We start from the raw sequence: 18,283 nt of genomic DNA, 5'->3' as shown, positions 1-18,283 counted from the left end.
ATGGAACCCTGGGAATGGGACGAAGCGACCTGGCGCGGCAAGGTCGACAAGGTGCGGGCCGGCCGTTCGCTGAAGCCGAAGACCTGGAAGAATGGCGCCCGCTGCGCCGTCGCACTCTCTTTCGACAGCGACCATGAGACCAACGAGTTGCGCGACGGCGGCGAATCCATCGGTCGCCTGTCATGGGGCCAATATGGCAATCGCCGCGGTGTACCGCGCATTTTGGAAACGCTGAAGGCTGCCGACGTGCCCGCCACATTCTTCGTGCCGGCCGTTGCAGCCCTCCTTCATCCGGACGAGCAGAAACGAGTCATCGCCGAGGGCCACGAGATCGGCCTGCATGGCTGGATCCACGAGGTGAACACCAAGGTCCCGCCGGAGAAGGAACGCGAACTGCATTTGCGCGCCGCCGACACGCTGGAAAAGATCACCGGCGTACGGGCCGTCGGCATGCGCACCCCGTCCTGGGATTTCTCTGACGTAACGCTGGAGATCGAACGCGAACTGGGCCTGATCTACGATTCATCCTTGATGGCCGACGACGATCCCTACGAGCTGGTCGAGAACGGCGAACCGACGGGAATGGTAGAACTGCCCGTCGAATGGATCCGCGACGATGCCGTCTACTTCAACATGAACCGGTTTACCGCCCACCGCCCCTACACGCCGCCGCCGGCCGTGCTCGACATCTTCAAGCGCGAGTTCGACCTCGCCTACCAGGAAGGCGGCCTGTTTCTGCTCACCATGCATCCGCATGTCTCCGGTTACCGCTCGCGCATCTTCATCCTCGAAGAGTTGATCCAGCACATCAAGCAGCACGACGACGTATGGTTCGGCACCCATGCCGACATTGCCCGCTTTGCCAAGGAGAATGCCGATGGCTGAAACGACTGACACGACACCCAAAGTGGCTCTCGTCACCGGCGGCGGCCGCGGCATCGGTCGCGCCTGCGCGCTGGATCTGGCAAAACACGGTTTCGATATCGTTCTGGTCGATCTGATCGAGGACGATCTGGCTCGAACCGCCGGCGAAATTGCCGAACTCGGCCGCCAGGCACTGACCTTCGTCGCCGACGTGCGCGACTACCGACGCGCCGCTGAGATCGTCGCCGAAGTCGATGCGCACTGGGGCCGTATCGACGTGCTGTTCAACAATGCCGGAAAGCCGATGCCAAAGGGCATCGAGGAGATCACCGAGGACGAGTTCGACACGACGATCGATATCAATCTCAAGGGTGCCTTCAATTATATCCAGCCGACCGTACCCCTTATGCGCCGCAACGGCGGCGGCCGGATCATCAATATGTCGTCGATGAACGCCCACACCGGTGGCGTGACCAGCGCTGTCAGCAAGTTTGCGTATACGTCGGCCAAGGCCGGTATTCTCGGCATGACCCGGGCGCTCGCCAAGGAACTCGCCCCCGAAATCGTCGTCAACGCCATCTGCCCGGGTGTGATCAAGACGGAACGCTCGAACGCCATGATCGACGCCCGAGAAGCCCAACTCGCCGCCGGCATTGCTATGAAGCGCGTCGGCACGCCACAGGATGTGGCAAGCGTGGTCGCTTTTCTCGCCACTTCGGAGCCGAACTTCCTCACAGGACAGGACATCCAGATCGACGGCATGCAGTGGGTGCGGTGAGGTAGCCAGTAGCCAGTAGCCAGTAGCCAGTAGCCAGAACGATCACTAAAAACCCAACCGCCCGCAACGACACCCGTTTCACTTCCTCTGATGCAGCACCACCCCGAGTTCATGCCACTCACGACCGTCTTTGCGGATGAGGTCATCGGCCGAGGCTGGACCCATGCTGCCGGGGGCGTAGGGTTCTGGAACCGAGCCGTCTTCTGCCCAGGCGTCCAGGAAAGGCTGGACGGCAGCCCATCCGGCTTCGATGCTGTCGGCGCGTTGAAACAGCGCCTGATCGCCGATGAACAGGTCGTAGATAAGGGATTCGTAGCCCGTCGTGTTGCCGATGTCGAACCTGTCGGAATAGCGGAAATCCAGTGTCACCGGCACCGTCTCGACGGACTGGCCGGGGCGTTTGATCGAGATTTCCATGCTCATCCCTTCATCCGGCTGAACCTGGATGACGAGCCGGTTGGGCGGCAGACGACGCGTCACGTCCGTTTCGCGAAACTGGGCAAATGGGACCTTGTTGAACGTGATGACGATTTCAGTGTCGCGGGCGGTCAAAGCCTTACCCGTCCTCAAGTAGAACGGTACACCGGCCCAGCGCCAGGTGTCGGCATAAAGCTTGAGGGCCACATAGGTTTCGGTCCGACTGTCGGGCGCGACATCCTTGGTGTCCCCGTAGGCTGACAACGACTTGCCGCCGAGATCGCCCGAACCATAGGCGCCGCGCACGCTGTTTGCGGCGGCCTCTTCAGCCGAATAGACACGCAGCGCTTTCAGCACCTTGCCCTTCTCGTTTCTAATAGCCTCGGCATCGAAACTGTTCGGCGGTTCCATCGCGATCATGGCCAGCAACTGGAACAGGTGGTTCGGAACCATGTCGCGGAGAGCACCTGTCGCATCGTAGAACTTGCCGCGACTGCCGACATCGACAACCTCCGCCGCCGTGATCTGAACATGGTCGATATAGGTGTTGCTCCACAGGCCCTCGATGATCATGTTGGCAAAACGGGCCGTCATCAGGTTCTGCACAGTCTCCTTGCCGAGAAAATGATCCAGCCGGTAGACCTGGGTTTCCTCGACATTCGACAATATACGGGCATTGAGAGCCTTCGCCGAGGCGAGATCGGTCCCGAAGGGTTTCTCGATCGCGACGCGCCGGAAGCATGTCTCGGTTTCCTGCATCAGGCCATGTACTGCCAGCTTCTCGACGATCGGTCCGAACAGAACGGGCGGGACGGCGAGGTAGAAAGCAGCATTTGCCGACGATCCAAGCCGCGTTTCAATCGCTTGATAGATATCGTCCCTGGTGAAATCGCCGCTCATATAGGAAATGCGGGATCGCAGACTGAACCAGGCGTCGTCTTTGCGGGTCGGCTCTTCGCCGTCTGGGCTGAGATGGGTGAGGAACTCATCGAGCCGACCGCGCAGAAATTCGTCGTCGCCTTCATCGATCCCGACGCCGAGGATAGCGAGATCGTCTCCGACCAGGCCGCTGCGTGTCAGGTTGATGATCGCCGGAATGAGCAGGCGACGCGTCAGGTCGCCGGTGGCGCCGAAGATGACGAGAGTAACGGGCGGTGCTTTTTTCGGGATCACGCATAGCTCCTTCCATGAGGTCCTCACGGGGATATAGGCTTCTCGGTGCAACCAGCAATTCTCGAAAGGGAAATAGAGGCGAGTTGCGAGAAGGGTCGGCGCCGCGACGACTTGGCATCCACGCGCCGACGAATACTCACACCGGACCCGCATACCCAAGCCACCTTCCGCATCCGACAAACGCAAAATGCAAAGGAACATCGGCGAAACGGCGTTGTTTGTGAGGCGGCGAGCAATTTGGAGACCGGCATGGATCAGGCAAGCGCTTTCAACAGACGCAATCTTCTGAAACTTGGAGCCGCGGGCGCAACGGGGGTGGTGTTGTCCACGACGGTTGCCGGCGCTCAGAGCTACCCCGCACCGACGCAGGTGGACACCGGCATGGTCGAGGACGGCAAGGTCAAGTTCCCGGAATGGCGCGGGCCCGATGAGACCCCGAGCGGAAACCCGTCAGCGCCGCTTCCTCCGGAAGATAGGGTCGGCTTTGCGGTCGTAGCTCTCGGTCGTCTCAGCCTCGAAGAAATACTTCCCGCCTTTGGCGAAACGAAAAAATCGAAACTCGTGGCACTCGTGTCCGGAACGCCGGAGAAGCTATCGGCCGTCGCCCGGCAATACGGCATCGCTGAGGATGCCTGTTACGATTACGAGAGTTTCGATGCCATCAAGGCCAATCCGGACATCAAGGCCGTCTACATCGTTCTGCCCAACAGCATGCATCGCGAATATGTCGAACGGGCAGCGCGGGCAGGAAAGCATGTCCTTTGCGAGAAGCCCATGTCGATCAGCTCGGCGGACGGGCAGGAAATGGTCAAGGTTTGCGAAGAGCAGAACGTCAAGCTGATGGTGGCCTACCGCATCCAGTACGAAGCCGCCAATCTCTACCTCGCCGAAAAAGTCCGCAGCAAAGCCTATGGCCGCCTTGTCGGCATGTCCGCGATCAACGTTCAGACGGTTGCCGAAAACGGTGCCGAGCAATGGCGGCACAAGAAGGCTCTTGCCGGTGGCGGATCACTCCCTGACATTGGGCTTTACTGCCTGAACACCGCACGCTTCCTCACAGGTGAGGAACCGGTCGAAGTCATGGCGACGCAATACAGCCCCGAAGGTGACCCTCGCTATGCCGAGGTCGAGGAAACGGTCTCGTTCACCTTGCGCTTCCCATCCAATTTCATCGCCAACTGCTTCACCAGCTATGGCGCGCGAGACGACAAGCATCAGCGGCTCAATTTCGAAAACGCCACCGTGGATATGGCGAACGCCTACAAATACGACGGCCAGAGCCTAACTGTCACCGAACTGGACGGCGAAAAATCCGTGCAGAAAAAGGTCGAGATCGCGCTCAACAACCAGTTCGCGGCCGAGATCGACCACATGGCGACCTGCATCATCGAGGACCGCAAGCCACGAACGCCCGGCGAGGAAGGTGTGCAGGATCATGTTGTGATGGAAGCAATCTACGAGTCAGCGCGATCGGGAGCGCCCGTGAGGTTCCAGGCCCCAGACCGACTCGATGCCTTCCGCGGACCACCAGCTGCGGTCGAACTCTGACACCGGTGTTTGCGCAAACGCTTGTGTCGTGGACGTGTTCACAAGTTCAACCAGCGCTCTACCCATACGGGAGATTCGCCCTATCTCCGTTTTACAACAATGAAAGAGACAGATGAAAAAGCTCGCAATTATAATCATTTCGATCATGACCGCGTTTACCGGATACGTGCCCGCGCAGGCCATGCCGAAGGCAGCGATTACCGCGGCTGCACCGGCGGCTGACGTCCAGCAGGTCCAGTACCGCAACGACAACCGCCGTTACGTCCCCCGTGGCGAGCGTCGATACAACAATCGCTATGATCGTCGTGACCGCTATGATCGCCGCAACCGTTACAGCAACCACCGCCGCCGTGACCGTCGCTACGACAACCGTCGTCGCAGCAACACCGGCGCCATCATCGGCGGCTTGGCTGCAGGTGCCCTCATCGGTGGTGCGATCGCTTCGCAGAACCGCAACGGCAGCAGCAGCTGCGCAGCGCGTTACCGCTCGTATCGCGCTTCGGACAACACCTACCAGCCGAACTCGGGCCCACGCCGGGTTTGCCGCTAACATCTTCACCGGTGCGTAAATGACTGACCCCGCCAGCAATGGTGGGGTTTTTCGTTTTTTTGGACCACGGCAGCGTATCGGCGGCCCTGTCACCTCACCTTCGGAGCTATTCCGAACCGCCCCGAACCCTCTCCCCGCAGCAAAAGTTCGGCCAACGGGTTCCCGTGCAGGAACCTCGCCGCCGACTGGTCGTTTGCTTTGCATGAAGCCTTAACGCCATCCCGGCTATGGCTGCGAAATCGAGGAGAACACCATGGCAAGCGGTCAATTGAAAGCACTGCTCGGCGTACTCGCCGTTGCTGGATTTCAGAACAGGGACAAAATCGCAGAGCTCCTAAGGGGCGTGAACAAGACCCAACCGGCTGGAGCGAACACCGCTCCGGAGACCAATCCCCGGCAGACAAGTGGCCTTGAGGATCTGCTCGGCAAGCTTACGGGCGGCAAGGAAGCAGGCGGCCTTGGCGGAATTCTGGGAGGACTTGCGTCAGGAGGTGTCTTGAGTGGTGGTCTGGGTGACCTCCTGAAAACCTTCCAGCAGAACGGATATGGTCAGAAGGCCGAATCTTGGGTCAAGCCCGGATCCAACGAGGACATAGATGGGGATCAGCTTGCCGAAGCGATCGGACCCGAAGTTCTCGATGAACTGGCAGCGAAAACAGGACTATCGCGAGATGAGATACTTGCGCGGCTGAGCAAGGATCTTCCCCGTGCGGTCGATGAGCTGACCCCGGATGGCAAGGTCCCCGCAGAAGACCCGACATCGACAGTGTGATTGGAAGGGGCACCATCCCTTCATCCTCAAACAAAACGGTAGATCCCTATGAAACTTTCAGACGATGCGCGTTCCATCCTGGTGTTTGCGGCCTATCATCAACTCCTCAGCGGTGACCCCGTAAAGGAAGTCGTTCTGGACGATGGTGCTGGTCATCACGCAAGCTCGAAGGGCCAGGCAGAACTCGAAGACGGCGGCCTCATCCGCATTGACGGAAAGAGAGCGGAGATTACCGACGAAGGTCAAAGCGTTCTCGCAACTGTCATCGACGCCATTCGAAACGCCACGGCGGGCTAAAGCAGAGATTAAGCTCAGCGTTTGAGGGCCTGATTTTCTTCGACCAGCCGACTACCATCTCAAGAGACAAGCCTCTGCTCTCAGAAATGAGACAGAGGCTTCGTTGCGTTCCCCTTCGGTCAGTCCTGACGGTTTCTCGTCCGACACGCATCTCAGGGGAGCCCTGCTGCTCGTCATCCGCAGGTCCGGGTCACAGCCGAGAGATTGCCGGCCACGCTGACGCCGGTCGGCGCGATCGTGCTGTTATGATGCCACAGTACGTTATTGCTCAAGGTTGTAAGCGTGCCTCTCCGCTGCCGCCTAGCTAGAGTGGTTTCAGTTGCCATAATCGAAAATCCCGCACCGTCAGCGAGAACCGCGTATGGTCAAGGTGAGCAGGCATTGAAAAAGAAATCCCGCCTCGAGAGGCGGGATTATCACTTCAGTCGACCAACGCTCACTAGCACGCAGATCCTACGCTGCGATCTCAGCCGGCGCCTGTGCACGAGCGGATGACCTGACGCGGCGGCTGCGGACCGGTCTTGTCACCTCGGCAATGATGGATGCTGCAACGATCTGTCCGAGTTCGGCAGCACTTGTGATGCCCTGGATGAACGGACGTTTGTGGAGAAGATATGAGACAGCCGGAACGTACAGTCGCCTCACCGGTCGCACGCCCGCGATCAGCGGTCGGCACTGGTCGTCCACGTCAATCCCGCCCGTACGGCGGTGATTGCCGACAGCTGTCATCGTCTTTGCCTCGGATATCAGCCCTCGTTCGATGAGGCATGGGAATGGCAGGTCGGTCGCCGACAGAGTTTTCTGGCCCGTGGCGTCGATAAACGTATCGAAGCGCAACGTGGTACCGGCGATTTCGACAGTAGCGCCCCGTTCAAGACCTTCTTTCACGATCTCCGAGTCATCGCCAAGGGCGACGATACCAAGACAACCGCTCCGATGAAGCGCAAGTAGGCGCTCGATCGACAGGTGCGGAACGGTCGCATAGTCGTCGGCGAAAATGCTCTTGAAGTTCCGGTTGAACCGGCCAAGGTCGTCAGCGTTCATAAAGCCGACCGCCGTCTCGATGATCTCATGGGTAATGAGAATGGCGTAGCGCCACGGAACAGTGTGCTTCTGGGCATAATTCCGCTTGGCTTCGGCGAGGTTGGACGCCGCCCATTCGAAGGGGTCTTCCTTGTCGCGAACCCCGTAATACGCAACGGCGAACGTGTCGACGGTCAAGCCGTCTAGATCGATGGCCTTGGAGTAGTCCGAATCGGCAACAGCAAGTTCCTGGCGAAACAGCTCGAAAATGTCATCGAGCAGTCCGCTGCTGCCAAGCGCGATGCGGTCATCGACCGCCTGCTGCGTGCAGATCTTCGGCTCAAGATAGGGGATCGGAAAATAGAAATCGGCTTCCGGAAGAAGACCCTTGCGCGACATCATCACGATATCAAGAGCCTGGCCGTTCGCGTTGACGGAGTACTTCAGTTCGCCACCCTTGCTTTTGGTGAATTCACCGAACTTGGTCGCGACCGTCATGACGGCATCGATCGCACTCAGCGAAGTCCCCAAGATTCCGATCTTGCCGCTCGGGATGCTCTGCAATGCGGTTGCGGGCCATGGCGCCTCGAAGTAGCCGGGCGACGTCTCAGGTTCGGACGGAAAGCTATGTCCGGTCGCAATGACGACGTAATCGAACAGCGCCTCTGCGCCGCCGTGTTCAGGGCTCAGGCACAATTTGAACTGATCACCGACAGGCTGAACGTCGTCGACGGCTGCGTTCTCAAACACGTCGACCGTATGCCTGGAGGCCCGCGATGCGTCTATGATCGCGTCGAACTGAGATCTGAAATAATCGCCAACCACGACACGCGGATAGAATGCACGGTCTGTGATTTCCGAGCGAGCAACACCAATCTCGTTCAGGTACTCGTCGGACTGGAGTGCCAGCCAGTCGTGGAGCATCACCGGCAGAGCCGGCACCTCGATGCTCGGTATATTCGAAAGCATCGCGAGGTCGTTGATGCCCCGCTGGTAGGGTGTTCCCTTGCCGGCGACGTCGGTTCGCTCGAAAATTGCAATATCCAGAGAGGCGCTGCATTTCACAAGGTCCTGCAGTGCGAATATGGCTGTCGGACCCGATCCAATAATGGCTACGCGTTTACGCATCTAAATCTCCTGCCCCGCGGAAAGCGGCGCACATTGACAGAACAACCGACATCGAAAGATGTTCCCCATCTGTCCAGAGTGAGCAAACAGCAACGAGCCGGGTTTCACCTTGCTGATATGGGGATTCCTCCGCGATCTGCGATGTCCCGCGTGCCTTCGTGTCGTGTCGGTCCGCTACCGTACAGGCGCAACATGTTGATGAGGCGCTCAACGAGTCCCATGTATCGGGGAAGCAATCACAGAGATGGATACGATGGTTTCAAGGATCAGGAGAACGCTGACCATGGGCGAACGCGCGGCCGCCTTCGAGCACACCAATGCCGTTGCGCGCGAGACTGCAGATGACGAACGGCGACGTCGGGAGGAAAAAAGCGAGCGCCTCCGGAAACTTCGACTGGCGGCAGAGCAAGGTGACAAGTCGAAGTGTTCGGCTGGATGAAACTTTTCATGCCAACCGTCATTAACGCTCCTCCACATCAAGAAAAGTGAGGAAACACGATGACCCTTCAAGGCAAAAAAATCGCCATTCTTATCGCTCCGCGCGGCACTGAAGAGCCCGAGTTCAAGCAGCCGAAAGACGCGGTCGAGGCAGCCGGTGCCACGGTCACTGTCATCGGCCTTGAAAGCGGCGAGGCCCAGACGAACAACAACGACCTCGACGCCGGGAGCAGCTATACCGTTGACAAGACGGTCAGTGATGTCTCGGCTGACGAGTTCGACGGCCTCGTCATTCCGGGCGGATGCGTGGGCGCCGACAAGCTGAGAGCCGACAAGGCGACGATCGCCTTCGTGCACGCATTCTTCCAGCAGGCAAAACCCGTGGGCGTCATCTGTCACGCACCGTGGCTTCTCGTCGAAGCAGACGTCCTGAATGGCCGGACGGTGACATCGTATCCGACAGTTCGCAAGGACATTGAGAACGCTGGTGGCATCTGGGTCGACAAGGAAGTTGTTGTCGACAAGGGGCTCGTGACGAGCCGCACCCCGAAGGATTTGCCGGCTTTCTGTGCGAAGATCGTCGAGGAATTCGAAGAGGGCAAACACCCACAGCAGGCCCGTAGCGCCTGAGTGACTACTCAGGATGCGGCTCCCCGATGGGCCGCATCCTCAGCCGGCGAGGATATTAGCTTGCGCTGGAACCAGGAGCACTATTCTGGCGTTTTTCGATTTTGAAGGAGCGCCAGATGATTGCAGCCACGCCCGTCCGTTATTCCCCAGACCTCGAAACAGTCAAACCTGATGAGCGCGAGACGATCTCGGGTCTGATCGATCAGTTCGACATCATTCTTGAAAAGACTGCCGAGGATTACGGCCATGCCGTTCGGTCCGTGCACGCAAAAGCACACGGCATCCTTGAGGGTACAATGACCGTCAAGGACGGGCTGCCGCCCGAGTTCGCGCAAGGTCTGTTTGCCAAACCGGGCGAACATCCGGTCTACATGCGTCTTTCCACAAACGCCGGCGACATCTTGCCCGACGCTGTTGCTCTTCCACGCGGGTTGGCGATCAAGGTCGTCGGCGTCGAGGGTTCTCGCCTGCCGGGCGCGGACGGCACTAACCAGGACTTCGTGATGGTCAACGGCCCGGTCTTCCAGACGCCGGATCCCAAGAAGTTTCTTTCCAGCCTCAAGCTCCTTGCCAAGACCACGGACAAGATGGAAGGCACAAAGACCGTGATGTCCAGCGTGCTTCAGACCGTCAACAAGGGCCTCGAAGCCGTCGGCGTGACGAGCCCCACCATTCAGTCGCTCGGCGGCGCGCCGAATGTCGATCCGCTCGGCGAGACCTATTTCAGTGTCACCCCGTTCCGCTATGGTGACTACGTCGCGAAGTTCCGCGTGAAGCCGATCTCACCGGATCTGACCAAGCGCACCGGAACCGAAATCGATGCCAGCGTCCGCGAGAACGCCATCCGTGAGACGGTCCAGGCGGAAATGCAGGAAACGCGAGGCCTGTGGGAATTCCAGGTCCAGCTTTGTCGCGATATCGAAGCGCAACCGATCGAGGATCCGACCGTAGAATGGAAGGAAGACGAAGCTCCGTTCGTGACCGTTGCAACTTTGAGCGCCGCTCCGCAGGATAGCTGGAGCGACGCCAAGGTGCAGAAAGTCGACGAGCAAATGCGGTTCAGCGTCTGGACCGGCCTTGCAGATCACCAGCCTCTCGGCGGCATCAACCGGGCACGTAACGAAACCTACCGCCACTCTGCCGACTTCAGAGCCAAGTTCAACGGCTGTCCGTTCCACGAACCGCAGCAGTAAACGCAGGGTAAACACCGGATTTCGGCGAGATCGACGTCTCGCCGAAATTTTGCGTTTAAATTTCAAAAGAAGACGGCACTGGTGGATAGGCCGCACGGATTGTCCTCACATTCTGCTGCGCCTCGAAACGGCTGGAACTATGCGGCTCGCGGACTGTTCGCCTCCTTGAATGAAAGGAAATGCGATGAAGCCCGAAGATGAACCCAGTATCGACAAAATGAGAGACCCGCCTGAAGTCCGAAAGAAGAAGGGACTGTTAGGGCGCGGAGTGATCGTCGTGCTTGGCATATACGTGCTCGGCGCCTTCAGCCTGTATATCGCAATCGTCATCTACGGGCTCATGAGCTCGTCGTGACAGGCCTGGAAGGAATGACCGTGAGGAACCCACCGGTTACCGAGGACGCCGACAAAACGCTGATCGAAAATGATGGGCACCAGCGCTTCAAGGAAAGCGTCGACACGACGCGAACTCCGGAGCAGGAACGCAAAGACGCCTCGGAGAAAACGGGTACGACCGGATACGGCACAACCAAGTGAAGGGGCGCTGATGTCACAGAGCGGAAATCAAGGCCCGGACTGGTGGTTTGCCTGGCTGGGCCGGGACAACACAGGCACTGGCATGCTGCGGTTCCTGGCGCTGCCGCTGTCGTTCATCGTGGTGGTCGGAATTATGTTCTGGACCATCTGGCCATCGTGAATCTCTGACCAGAAGGAGAATAAAATGAGTGACGACAAAAAGACCGGAAGCGATGCGGATCGCACGAGCGAGAATGCCGACAAGGACCGTGAGGATTTGCTGAAGAAGGCCGAAAAAGGCCTTGAAGACGCCAAGGGCGAAAAGCCCGAGGGCGAGATCTGAAACGTCTCAAGCAGAATAGGTCTGGCCGGTCGCGAAACCGGCCAGACCCTCAGATCAAAACTGGCGACGCAGGCCGAATGTCACAGCATGGCTGCGGAAGTCGGTGCTCGACGTGGATCCGTCGCGGGCCTCGAAGTTGAAATCGTCGGCAGCTGTGAAACGATACCCGATATCGAACGTCGTGTTGTCGAACAGCGACGTGTTCGTGAACAGACCGATAGCCTGCAGATTGATGCCAACGCCGGCATCAAGGTGGTAGGCGAACTGGGTGTCGGAATCATCCATCAGCGTGCCGGTACCGGTTCCGCTGACGCCCTGCTTGCGCAGTTCCAGGTTCATGAAACCTGCACCGCCGCCAACGTAAGGCGTGATCGCGCTGACTGCGCCTTCAGCTGCAAGCGGGATATCGAGATAGCCGTTGACATAGCCCTGGAACGAGCGAGCGTCGCCGTAGGAGTCGATACCACCAGCGCCGCCCAGTCCGGAAACGCTGTGTTCGTCGACAGACGCGCTGCCGTAACCAAGTTCAAGCTCGAGGCGCGGCGAAACGAAGCCCATCGATCCGAAGTTATAGCCGGCGCGCAGTGCGCTGTAGTAGCCGACATCATACTCGGTGGACACCGACGCGGCGCCGAAATCAAAGCCTGTATCGTCAAGGAAGTTTACGGAGCTCAGCGAACCAAAGTAAAAACCTGACGTCGCCGGTGCGGCAAGCGGAGTTTCCATGGGCGCGAGATCTGCGGCAGACACCGGGACTGCGATTGCCGAGGCGAGGAGAACGGTGGCCAGGGCTTTTGAGAGAGTGTTCATGACATATCCTTTAGTGGTCCGATGCCTGATCGGTGATTCAATCCACTATCAGAGTCGCGCTGTTTGCTAACGGAAAGAGCTAATAAAGATGATCTTGCAGTAGCGACTGCACAATCACAGTTGCAAGTCCGCCACATGACTTCTGTCAAGTTCAGCAGGTCTTTCGCGCTCGGGAGCCGGCAACGTGCCTTATCCCAGACCCAAGGCGGATCTCGCTGCCGCATCGGCCTGTTCATTTCCCGAGATTCCGGAATGCCCTTTGCACAATTGAATTGTAACAAGCGGGTTGCGCTCGAGGAAAGCGTCCAGTTCGCGCCATACATCTGCATCCGGAATTGGCCGACGACGTTCGTGCGGGTTTGATCTTACCCGCTTCCAGCCGTTGCCGCGCCAGATGAACCGCCATCGATGGCACCCTTCGACGACATGGGCGGAATCGGTCCAGATCACCGCAGCCATTCCCGTCGCTTCGGCTTCAAGCCAAGACGCCGCGCGCATGACAGACAGCACCTCGAACGAATTGTTCGAGCTGCCGATCGTCGTCCCCGAGGCGACATGGATCTGCACGTCGCCTTTGAAAGCGACGATCGCCCACCCGCCAGATCGGGAAGCGGCGTCGAACGAACCGTCGGAATAGACCTGGAAGATATCGGTCATCGGGGAAAGCATAGCATCGACAGATCCGGCGACACTGTCCACTTGCTTGACCGAGCCTGCCGATTTCGCCCCATCCATCACGATTAGCGCCTGAAGGTCGCGAACAGCTTTCGGACGCTGTCTCCGCCCAGGATGACGAGGTCGAACTTCCGGCCAAACAGCAGCCACTCCCAGCAGATACCCTTCATCTGCCAGTGCACGGCGCGGCTGCACGCGGCAGGAGTCCACAAGGGTGACAGCTGTCCCTTGTCTTCAGCCTTGGCAAAGATGCGCTCCATGTTTTTAGTGTGCTCAGCGCTGAGGGCGTCCATCTCCTGCAGGACAGGTTCGAACTCATGTTCGAAGTTAGTTCTCAGAAGGATCGTGAGGAGCCGCTGCCGCTGAACGTCGCTTGCGAGCATCCCAAACCAATCGAGAGCAATGGTTTCCACCGCCGAGATCGGATCAGTATCCTCGCAACCCGAGCCGGCAGCGTCGCTCATGTCGACCCGGGGAAGCTGCGCCGCGTTGTAGAGTTGGAGAAACAGGTCGCTCTTGCTGGCAAAGTGCCAGTAGACCGCTCCACGTGTGACACCAGCGGCAGCCGCGATTTCGTCCAGAGTACTGTTGGCGACGCCTTTTTCGAAGAAAAGCTGCTCGGCTGCGGTCAGGACGGCACAGCGCGTCTCGGCCGCTTCGGCTTTCGTTCGTCTCATCCTTGTCCTCCTCTTCCCGCTCTCCCCTACTCCGCCGGTTTGGGAGCTGCCTTTTCTGCTTCGTGGTTCGGCTCCTTCACGCGGAAGACTTTCATCACGAAGACGAAGAACACGGGAACGAAGAAGATGGCCAGCAAGGTCGCCGAGATCATCCCGCCGAGCACGCCGGTGCCGATCGCATTCTGACTGGCAGCACTGGCACCGGTGGCAATCGCCATCGGGACGACGCCGAGGGTGAAGGCGAGCGACGTCATCAGGATCGGGCGGAAGCGCAGATGCGCTGCCTCGACCGTCGCATCAAACGTGGAGCGGCCTTCGGCGCGGAGGTCCTTGGCGAACTCGATGATCAGAATGGCGTTCTTCGCCGACAGACCGATAATGGCGATCAGACCCACGAGGAAGTAGACGTCATTCGACATTCCCCGAAGCATGACGGCCGCAACCGAACCGATGACCCCGAGCGGCACGACGAGCATGACCGAGATCGGGATCGACCAGCTTTCGTACAAGGCTGCCAGCAGCAGGAACACGAAGAGCACGCTGAGCGCGATCAGGGCGGGTGCCTGCGACCCCGACTGGATTTCCTGCAGCGACTGGCCGGTCCATTCGTAACCGAAACCGTTCGGCAGTTCGCCGGCAAGCCGTTCCATCTCGGTGATGGCGTCACCGGAGGAGAAGCCCGGTGCTGCCTGGCCGGCGATGCGGATCGACGGGTAGCCGTTATAGCCAACAACCTGCGACGGGCCCCGGACCCATTCGACCGACGCGAATGAGGCCATCGGCACCATGCCGCCATTGGCGTTGCGGACGTTGAGCCGCAGCAGGTCTTCTGTCTTCATGCGCTGCTTGCCGTCGGCCTGAACCTGCACGCGCTGCATGCGTCCCGCATTCGGGAAGTCGTTCACATAGGACGAGCCGAGGTTTGCGGTGATCGTCGAGTTGATGTCACCGAACGTGACACCGAACGTGTTGGCCTTCTCGCGGTCGATAAGAAGGTTGACCTGCGCTGCATCCGGCATGCCTTCGATGCGAACGCCGGCGAGAACCGGGCTCTTGGCGATTGCGGCCATCAACTGGTCGCGCGCCGCGCCAAGTGCCGTCTGGCCGTTGCCGGCACGATCCTGCAATCGGAAGGTAAAGCCGGACGAGTTGCCGAGACCCTGGATCGGCGGCGGCGACAGCGAGAACGCGATCGCATCGCGGATGCCGAAGATCTGGCCGTTGATCCTCTTTGCGATCGCATCAGCCGAATCCTCGGGACCGCGATCCGACCAGTCCTTCAGGGTGATGAAGGCGAGCGCGGCATTCTGGCCGCTGCCGGAGAAGGAATAGCCGTTGATGGCGATAATGCGCTCGACGGCCTTTTCACTGAGCGCGATCTTTTCGATCTGCGCGACGACCTCGGTGGTGCGGTCGGTGCTTGCCTCGGCCGGTGCCTGAACGTCGACGATCAGGAAGCCTTGGTCTTCGTTGGGCAGGAACGAGCTCGGCAGCTGCAGATAGGCCCAGCCGAGGCCGACGAGAAGCGCGACGTAGATGACCATGAAGCGACCGGATCGCTTGATGATGCCACCGACCGTGCGGGAATAGCCATGCGAAGCCTTGTCGAAACCGCGGTTGAAAATGCCGAAGACGCCCTTTTTCTCGTGGTGATCGCCTATGATCGGCTTGAGGAACGAACCGCACAGTGCGGGCGTGAGCGACAGGGCAAGGAAACCCGAGAACAGGATCGAGACCACCATGGTCAGCGAGAACTGCTGATAGATGATTCCGACCGCACCGGGGAAGAAGGCCATCGGGATGAACACCGCACTCAGGACGAGCGTGATGCCGATGATGGCGCCCGAAATCTGGCCCATCGCCTTGCGGGTCGCTTCCTTCGGCGACAGCTTTTCCTGCGCCATGATGCGCTCGACGTTTTCGACGACGACGATGGCGTCGTCGACGAGAATGCCGATCGCGAGCACCATCGCAAACATGGTGAGCACATTGATGGAGAAGCCGGAGACATACATCACCGCACAGGTGCCAAGCAGCGCCACCGGGACGACCAGTGTCGGGATCAGCGTGTAGCGGATGTTCTGAAGGAAGACGTACATCACCACGAAGACGAGGATCATCGCCTCGATCAGCGTATGGATGACCTTCTCGATCGAGACTTCCACGAACGGGCTGGTATCGTACGGGATCTCGTATTCGATGCCGGACGGGAAATACTGCTGCAGCTCGGTCATGACCGCGCGCACGCCTTTCGCCGTATCGAGTGCATTGGCGGTCGGCGACAGCTGGACGCCGATGGCAGCGCTTGGCTTGCCGTTGAGGCGGCTGGAGAAGTTGTAGCTTTCGCCGCCGACCTCGATGCGGGCGACATCGCGCAACCGCACCGACGAACCATCGGGATTGGCACGCAAAACGATCGCTCCGAACGCTTCGGGGTTGGTCAACTGTCCCTGGACGTTGATGGTTGCGGAAATCTGCTGGCCGATCGGGTTCGGCGTCGCGCCGATACGACCGGCGGCAACCTGGGCGTTCTGGGCGCTGATCGCAGCCGTAACATCGGAGGCCGTCAGCTTGAGGCCGACCATCTTGTCGGGATCCATCCAGATCCGCATGGAGCGCTGGGTGGCGAACAGCTGCGCGCTGCCGACACCGGGCACGCGGCGGATCTCGCCAAGCACGTTGCGGTTCAGGTAGTCGCCGAGACCAATGACGTCAGTATTGCCGTCCGTGGAGGTCAGCGACACGACCATGAGGAACGATGTGCCTGCCTGCTCGACGCGCACGCCCTGCGATGTGACGGCGCCCGGCAGGCGGGGTTCGGCGCGGGCGATGCGGTTCTGCACCTCGACCTGCGCTTCGCCGATATTCGTACCGGGTGCGAAGGTGACGTTGATGGACACGCGGCCCGACGATTCAGACGTCGATTCGAAATAGATCAGCCCGGGAACGCCGTTCAGTTCTTCTTCGATCGGACGCGTCACGCCCTGGTAGATATCGTCAGGGGAAGCGCCGGGATAGTTGGTGGAGACGGTGATCTGCGGGGGCGCGACATTCGGATACTGCGCGATCGGCAGCATCGGGATGGTCAGCACGCCTGCGAGCATGATGAAGATTGCGACGACCCAAGCGAAGATCGGCCGGTCGATAAAGAAACTTGCCATGTGACCTGGTCCTTACTGCTTCGCCGGCTCTGCGGGAGCGGCATTGGCGTCGCCTTGCGCCGACTGCTCCGTCGCCGGCTTGTCCGCGGACCAAGGCTCAGGCTTGACGGTGGCGCCGGGGGCCGTCTTCTGGAACCCCTCGGCAATCACGCGATCGCCGGCCTTCAAGCCTTGCGAGATGACCCAGCGTTCGCCAAGCGCACGCCCCACGGTAACGCGGCGCTGCTCGACCTTGTCTTCGGCGCCGACCACGAGCACGCTCGCCTGGCCTCCGGAATCGCGCTGCAGGGCCTGCTGCGGCACGGCGAAGGCATCGCGCTCAAGACCTTCCTCGATCTGCACGCGGACATACATGCCCGGCAGGAGATCCCCATTGGTATTGGGGAATTCACCGCGCAGGGTCACCTGCCCGGTGGTTTCATCGACCGCTGCTTCCGAAAACAGCAAACGGCCCGTTTCCGGGTATTTGGTGCCGTCGTCGAGCATGAGATAGGCGTTCGCCTCGTTCGGTCCCGTCATCAGCTTGCCGTCCTGCAGCGCCTTGCGCAGGCGGATCAGATCGGCGGCCGGTTGGGTGAAGTCCGCATAGATCGGGTCGAGCTGCTGGATGGTCGCGAGGTTTTCAGAGCCAGTCGAGCTGACCAGGGCGCCTTCCGTGATCAGCGCACGGCCGATGCGGCCGCTGATTGGTGCCGTGACATTGGCGTATTGCAGGCTGAGCTCGGCCTGGGCAAGGCCGGCCTGGGCGACGGCGACTTGAGCGTCCGCCTGCGCCAGTGCAGAGATCGCGGTATCGAGGTCCTGGCGAGTGGCGACGTTCGATTTGCTGAGCTGGGTCTGACGATCGGCGGTCTGGCGAGCCTGCATCTGCGCTGCCTGCGCACTCCGAAGCGTGGCCTGCGCGCTGTCGACCTGAACCTGGAACGGTGCCGGGTCGATGCGGTAAAGCACGTCGCCCGCCTTGACGATGGATCCCTGTTCGAAGACGCGCTCGACGATGATCCCGGAGATACGCGGGCGCACCTCGGCGAGACGGGTCGGAGCGATACGGCCGGGCAGATCGCTGGTAATCGGCAAGGTCTCGGGCTGCACCGTCACCACGCCAACGGGCGATGGAGGCGGCGCCGGAGGTGCTGCGGCTTCTTCCTTCTGGCACCCGACGAGGGCGAGGAGGCAAGTGATGGTCAGGATAGATCGCAACGCCTTAGGCATCGAGTGCTCCGCACAAGAATAGTTTACATACAGTCGGGCACGTATATAACCGGCGTCTAGTTTTGTGCAATGCACATA

19 protein-coding genes are annotated in these 18,283 nt (G+C 59.9%); 12 read left to right on the top strand and 7 right to left on the bottom strand.

The genetic code is table 11. From position 1 onward, the window contains the following. Both IFT59_RS14275 and IFT59_RS14270 read left to right on the top strand, forming a co-directional pair. Window positions 1-885, top strand: coding sequence for a polysaccharide deacetylase family protein (locus IFT59_RS14275; protein WP_092663164.1), 885 nt, complete (start codon window positions 1-3; stop codon window positions 883-885). Further along, window positions 878-1,642 carry an SDR family NAD(P)-dependent oxidoreductase gene (locus IFT59_RS14270; RefSeq protein WP_192087293.1) on the top strand — a complete coding sequence of 255 codons (765 nt, stop codon included), beginning with the start codon at window positions 878-880 and terminating at the stop codon, window positions 1,640-1,642. Before IFT59_RS14275 ends, IFT59_RS14270 begins: the two co-directional genes overlap by 8 nt. 78 nt (window positions 1,643-1,720) lie before the next feature. Here the strand turns inward: IFT59_RS14270 and zwf are convergent, their stop codons facing one another. Next, entirely contained in the window at window positions 1,721-3,232 is a 1,512-nt protein-coding gene (gene zwf / locus IFT59_RS14265) for a glucose-6-phosphate dehydrogenase (protein ID WP_342366104.1), read from the bottom strand. A 249-nt stretch (window positions 3,233-3,481) separates the two neighbouring features. Here zwf and IFT59_RS14260 point away from each other — a divergent pair, with 249 nt between their 5' ends. The 4 genes from IFT59_RS14260 (at window position 3,482) to IFT59_RS14245 (ending at window position 6,399) form a co-directional block, all read left to right on the top strand. Beyond that, window positions 3,482-4,780, top strand: coding sequence for a Gfo/Idh/MocA family protein (locus IFT59_RS14260; protein ID WP_192087292.1), 1,299 nt, complete (start codon window positions 3,482-3,484; stop codon window positions 4,778-4,780). Between the two features lie 112 nt (window positions 4,781-4,892). Next, window positions 4,893-5,330 carry a BA14K family protein gene (locus IFT59_RS14255; protein ID WP_192087291.1) on the top strand — a complete coding sequence of 146 codons (438 nt, stop codon included), beginning with the start codon at window positions 4,893-4,895 and terminating at the stop codon, window positions 5,328-5,330. 253 nt (window positions 5,331-5,583) lie between these two features. Next, on the top strand, window positions 5,584-6,102 hold the full coding sequence (locus IFT59_RS14250) for a YidB family protein (RefSeq protein WP_192087290.1): 519 nt from the start codon (window positions 5,584-5,586) through the stop codon (window positions 6,100-6,102). Between the two features lie 48 nt (window positions 6,103-6,150). Then, on the top strand, window positions 6,151-6,399 hold the full coding sequence (locus IFT59_RS14245; protein ID WP_062459499.1) for a hypothetical protein: 249 nt from the start codon (window positions 6,151-6,153) through the stop codon (window positions 6,397-6,399). 453 nt (window positions 6,400-6,852) lie between these two features. On the opposite strand, the gene IFT59_RS14240 is transcribed toward IFT59_RS14245, so the two are convergent. Next, a complete protein-coding gene (locus tag IFT59_RS14240; RefSeq protein WP_192087289.1) occupies window positions 6,853-8,550 on the bottom strand; it encodes an FAD/NAD(P)-binding protein in 1,698 nt (565 codons plus the stop codon). Window positions 8,551-9,048: 498 nt separating this feature from the next. Between IFT59_RS14240 and IFT59_RS14235 the strand changes: the two genes are divergently transcribed. The 6 genes from IFT59_RS14235 to IFT59_RS14210 all read left to right on the top strand — a co-directional run bounded on the left by IFT59_RS14235 (window position 9,049) and on the right by IFT59_RS14210 (window position 11,670). Then, window positions 9,049-9,618 carry a type 1 glutamine amidotransferase domain-containing protein gene (locus IFT59_RS14235; RefSeq protein ID WP_062459496.1) on the top strand — a complete coding sequence of 190 codons (570 nt, stop codon included), beginning with the start codon at window positions 9,049-9,051 and terminating at the stop codon, window positions 9,616-9,618. A 116-nt stretch (window positions 9,619-9,734) separates the two neighbouring features. After that, window positions 9,735-10,811: a catalase family protein gene (locus IFT59_RS14230; protein ID WP_192087288.1), complete on the top strand. Its 1,077-nt coding sequence runs from the start codon at window positions 9,735-9,737 to the stop codon at window positions 10,809-10,811. A gap of 184 nt (window positions 10,812-10,995) precedes the next feature. Beyond that, entirely contained in the window at window positions 10,996-11,166 is a 171-nt protein-coding gene (locus IFT59_RS14225) for a hypothetical protein (protein WP_156461775.1), read from the top strand. Next, window positions 11,163-11,348 carry a hypothetical protein gene (locus IFT59_RS14220; protein WP_192087287.1) on the top strand — a complete coding sequence of 62 codons (186 nt, stop codon included), beginning with the start codon at window positions 11,163-11,165 and terminating at the stop codon, window positions 11,346-11,348. Before IFT59_RS14225 ends, IFT59_RS14220 begins: the two co-directional genes overlap by 4 nt. 10 nt (window positions 11,349-11,358) lie before the next feature. Then, window positions 11,359-11,508: a hypothetical protein gene (locus IFT59_RS14215; protein WP_156461777.1), complete on the top strand. Its 150-nt coding sequence runs from the start codon at window positions 11,359-11,361 to the stop codon at window positions 11,506-11,508. A 24-nt stretch (window positions 11,509-11,532) separates the two neighbouring features. After that, window positions 11,533-11,670, top strand: coding sequence for a hypothetical protein (locus tag IFT59_RS14210; protein ID WP_156461778.1), 138 nt, complete (start codon window positions 11,533-11,535; stop codon window positions 11,668-11,670). Between the two features lie 54 nt (window positions 11,671-11,724). Here the strand turns inward: IFT59_RS14210 and IFT59_RS14205 are convergent, their stop codons facing one another. From IFT59_RS14205 to IFT59_RS14185, 5 genes are all read right to left on the bottom strand, one after another. Then, a complete protein-coding gene (locus IFT59_RS14205) occupies window positions 11,725-12,480 on the bottom strand; it encodes an outer membrane protein (protein ID WP_249407596.1) in 756 nt (251 codons plus the stop codon). A 189-nt stretch (window positions 12,481-12,669) separates the two neighbouring features. Continuing rightward, window positions 12,670-13,215, bottom strand: a complete 546-nt coding sequence (locus IFT59_RS14200; RefSeq protein WP_342366103.1) for an RNase H family protein — start codon at window positions 13,213-13,215, stop codon at window positions 12,670-12,672. A 5-nt stretch (window positions 13,216-13,220) separates the two neighbouring features. Beyond that, window positions 13,221-13,832 (bottom strand): TetR family transcriptional regulator, encoded by a 612-nt coding sequence (locus IFT59_RS14195; protein WP_062459490.1) that lies wholly within the window; start codon window positions 13,830-13,832, stop codon window positions 13,221-13,223. A gap of 26 nt (window positions 13,833-13,858) precedes the next feature. Beyond that, on the bottom strand, window positions 13,859-16,993 hold the full coding sequence (locus IFT59_RS14190) for an efflux RND transporter permease subunit (RefSeq protein ID WP_192087286.1): 3,135 nt from the start codon (window positions 16,991-16,993) through the stop codon (window positions 13,859-13,861). 12 nt (window positions 16,994-17,005) lie between these two features. Beyond that, a complete protein-coding gene (locus IFT59_RS14185) occupies window positions 17,006-18,205 on the bottom strand; it encodes an efflux RND transporter periplasmic adaptor subunit (protein ID WP_192087285.1) in 1,200 nt (399 codons plus the stop codon). Between the last annotated feature and the right edge of the window lie 78 nt (window positions 18,206-18,283).

The organism is Rhizobium sp. CFBP 8752 (genome assembly GCF_014842035.1).
Lineage (GTDB): Bacteria > Pseudomonadota > Alphaproteobacteria > Rhizobiales > Rhizobiaceae > Neorhizobium > Neorhizobium soli.
The sequence above is the reverse complement of the archived record's forward strand: the minus strand, read 5'-3'. Positions and strand labels throughout refer to the sequence as shown.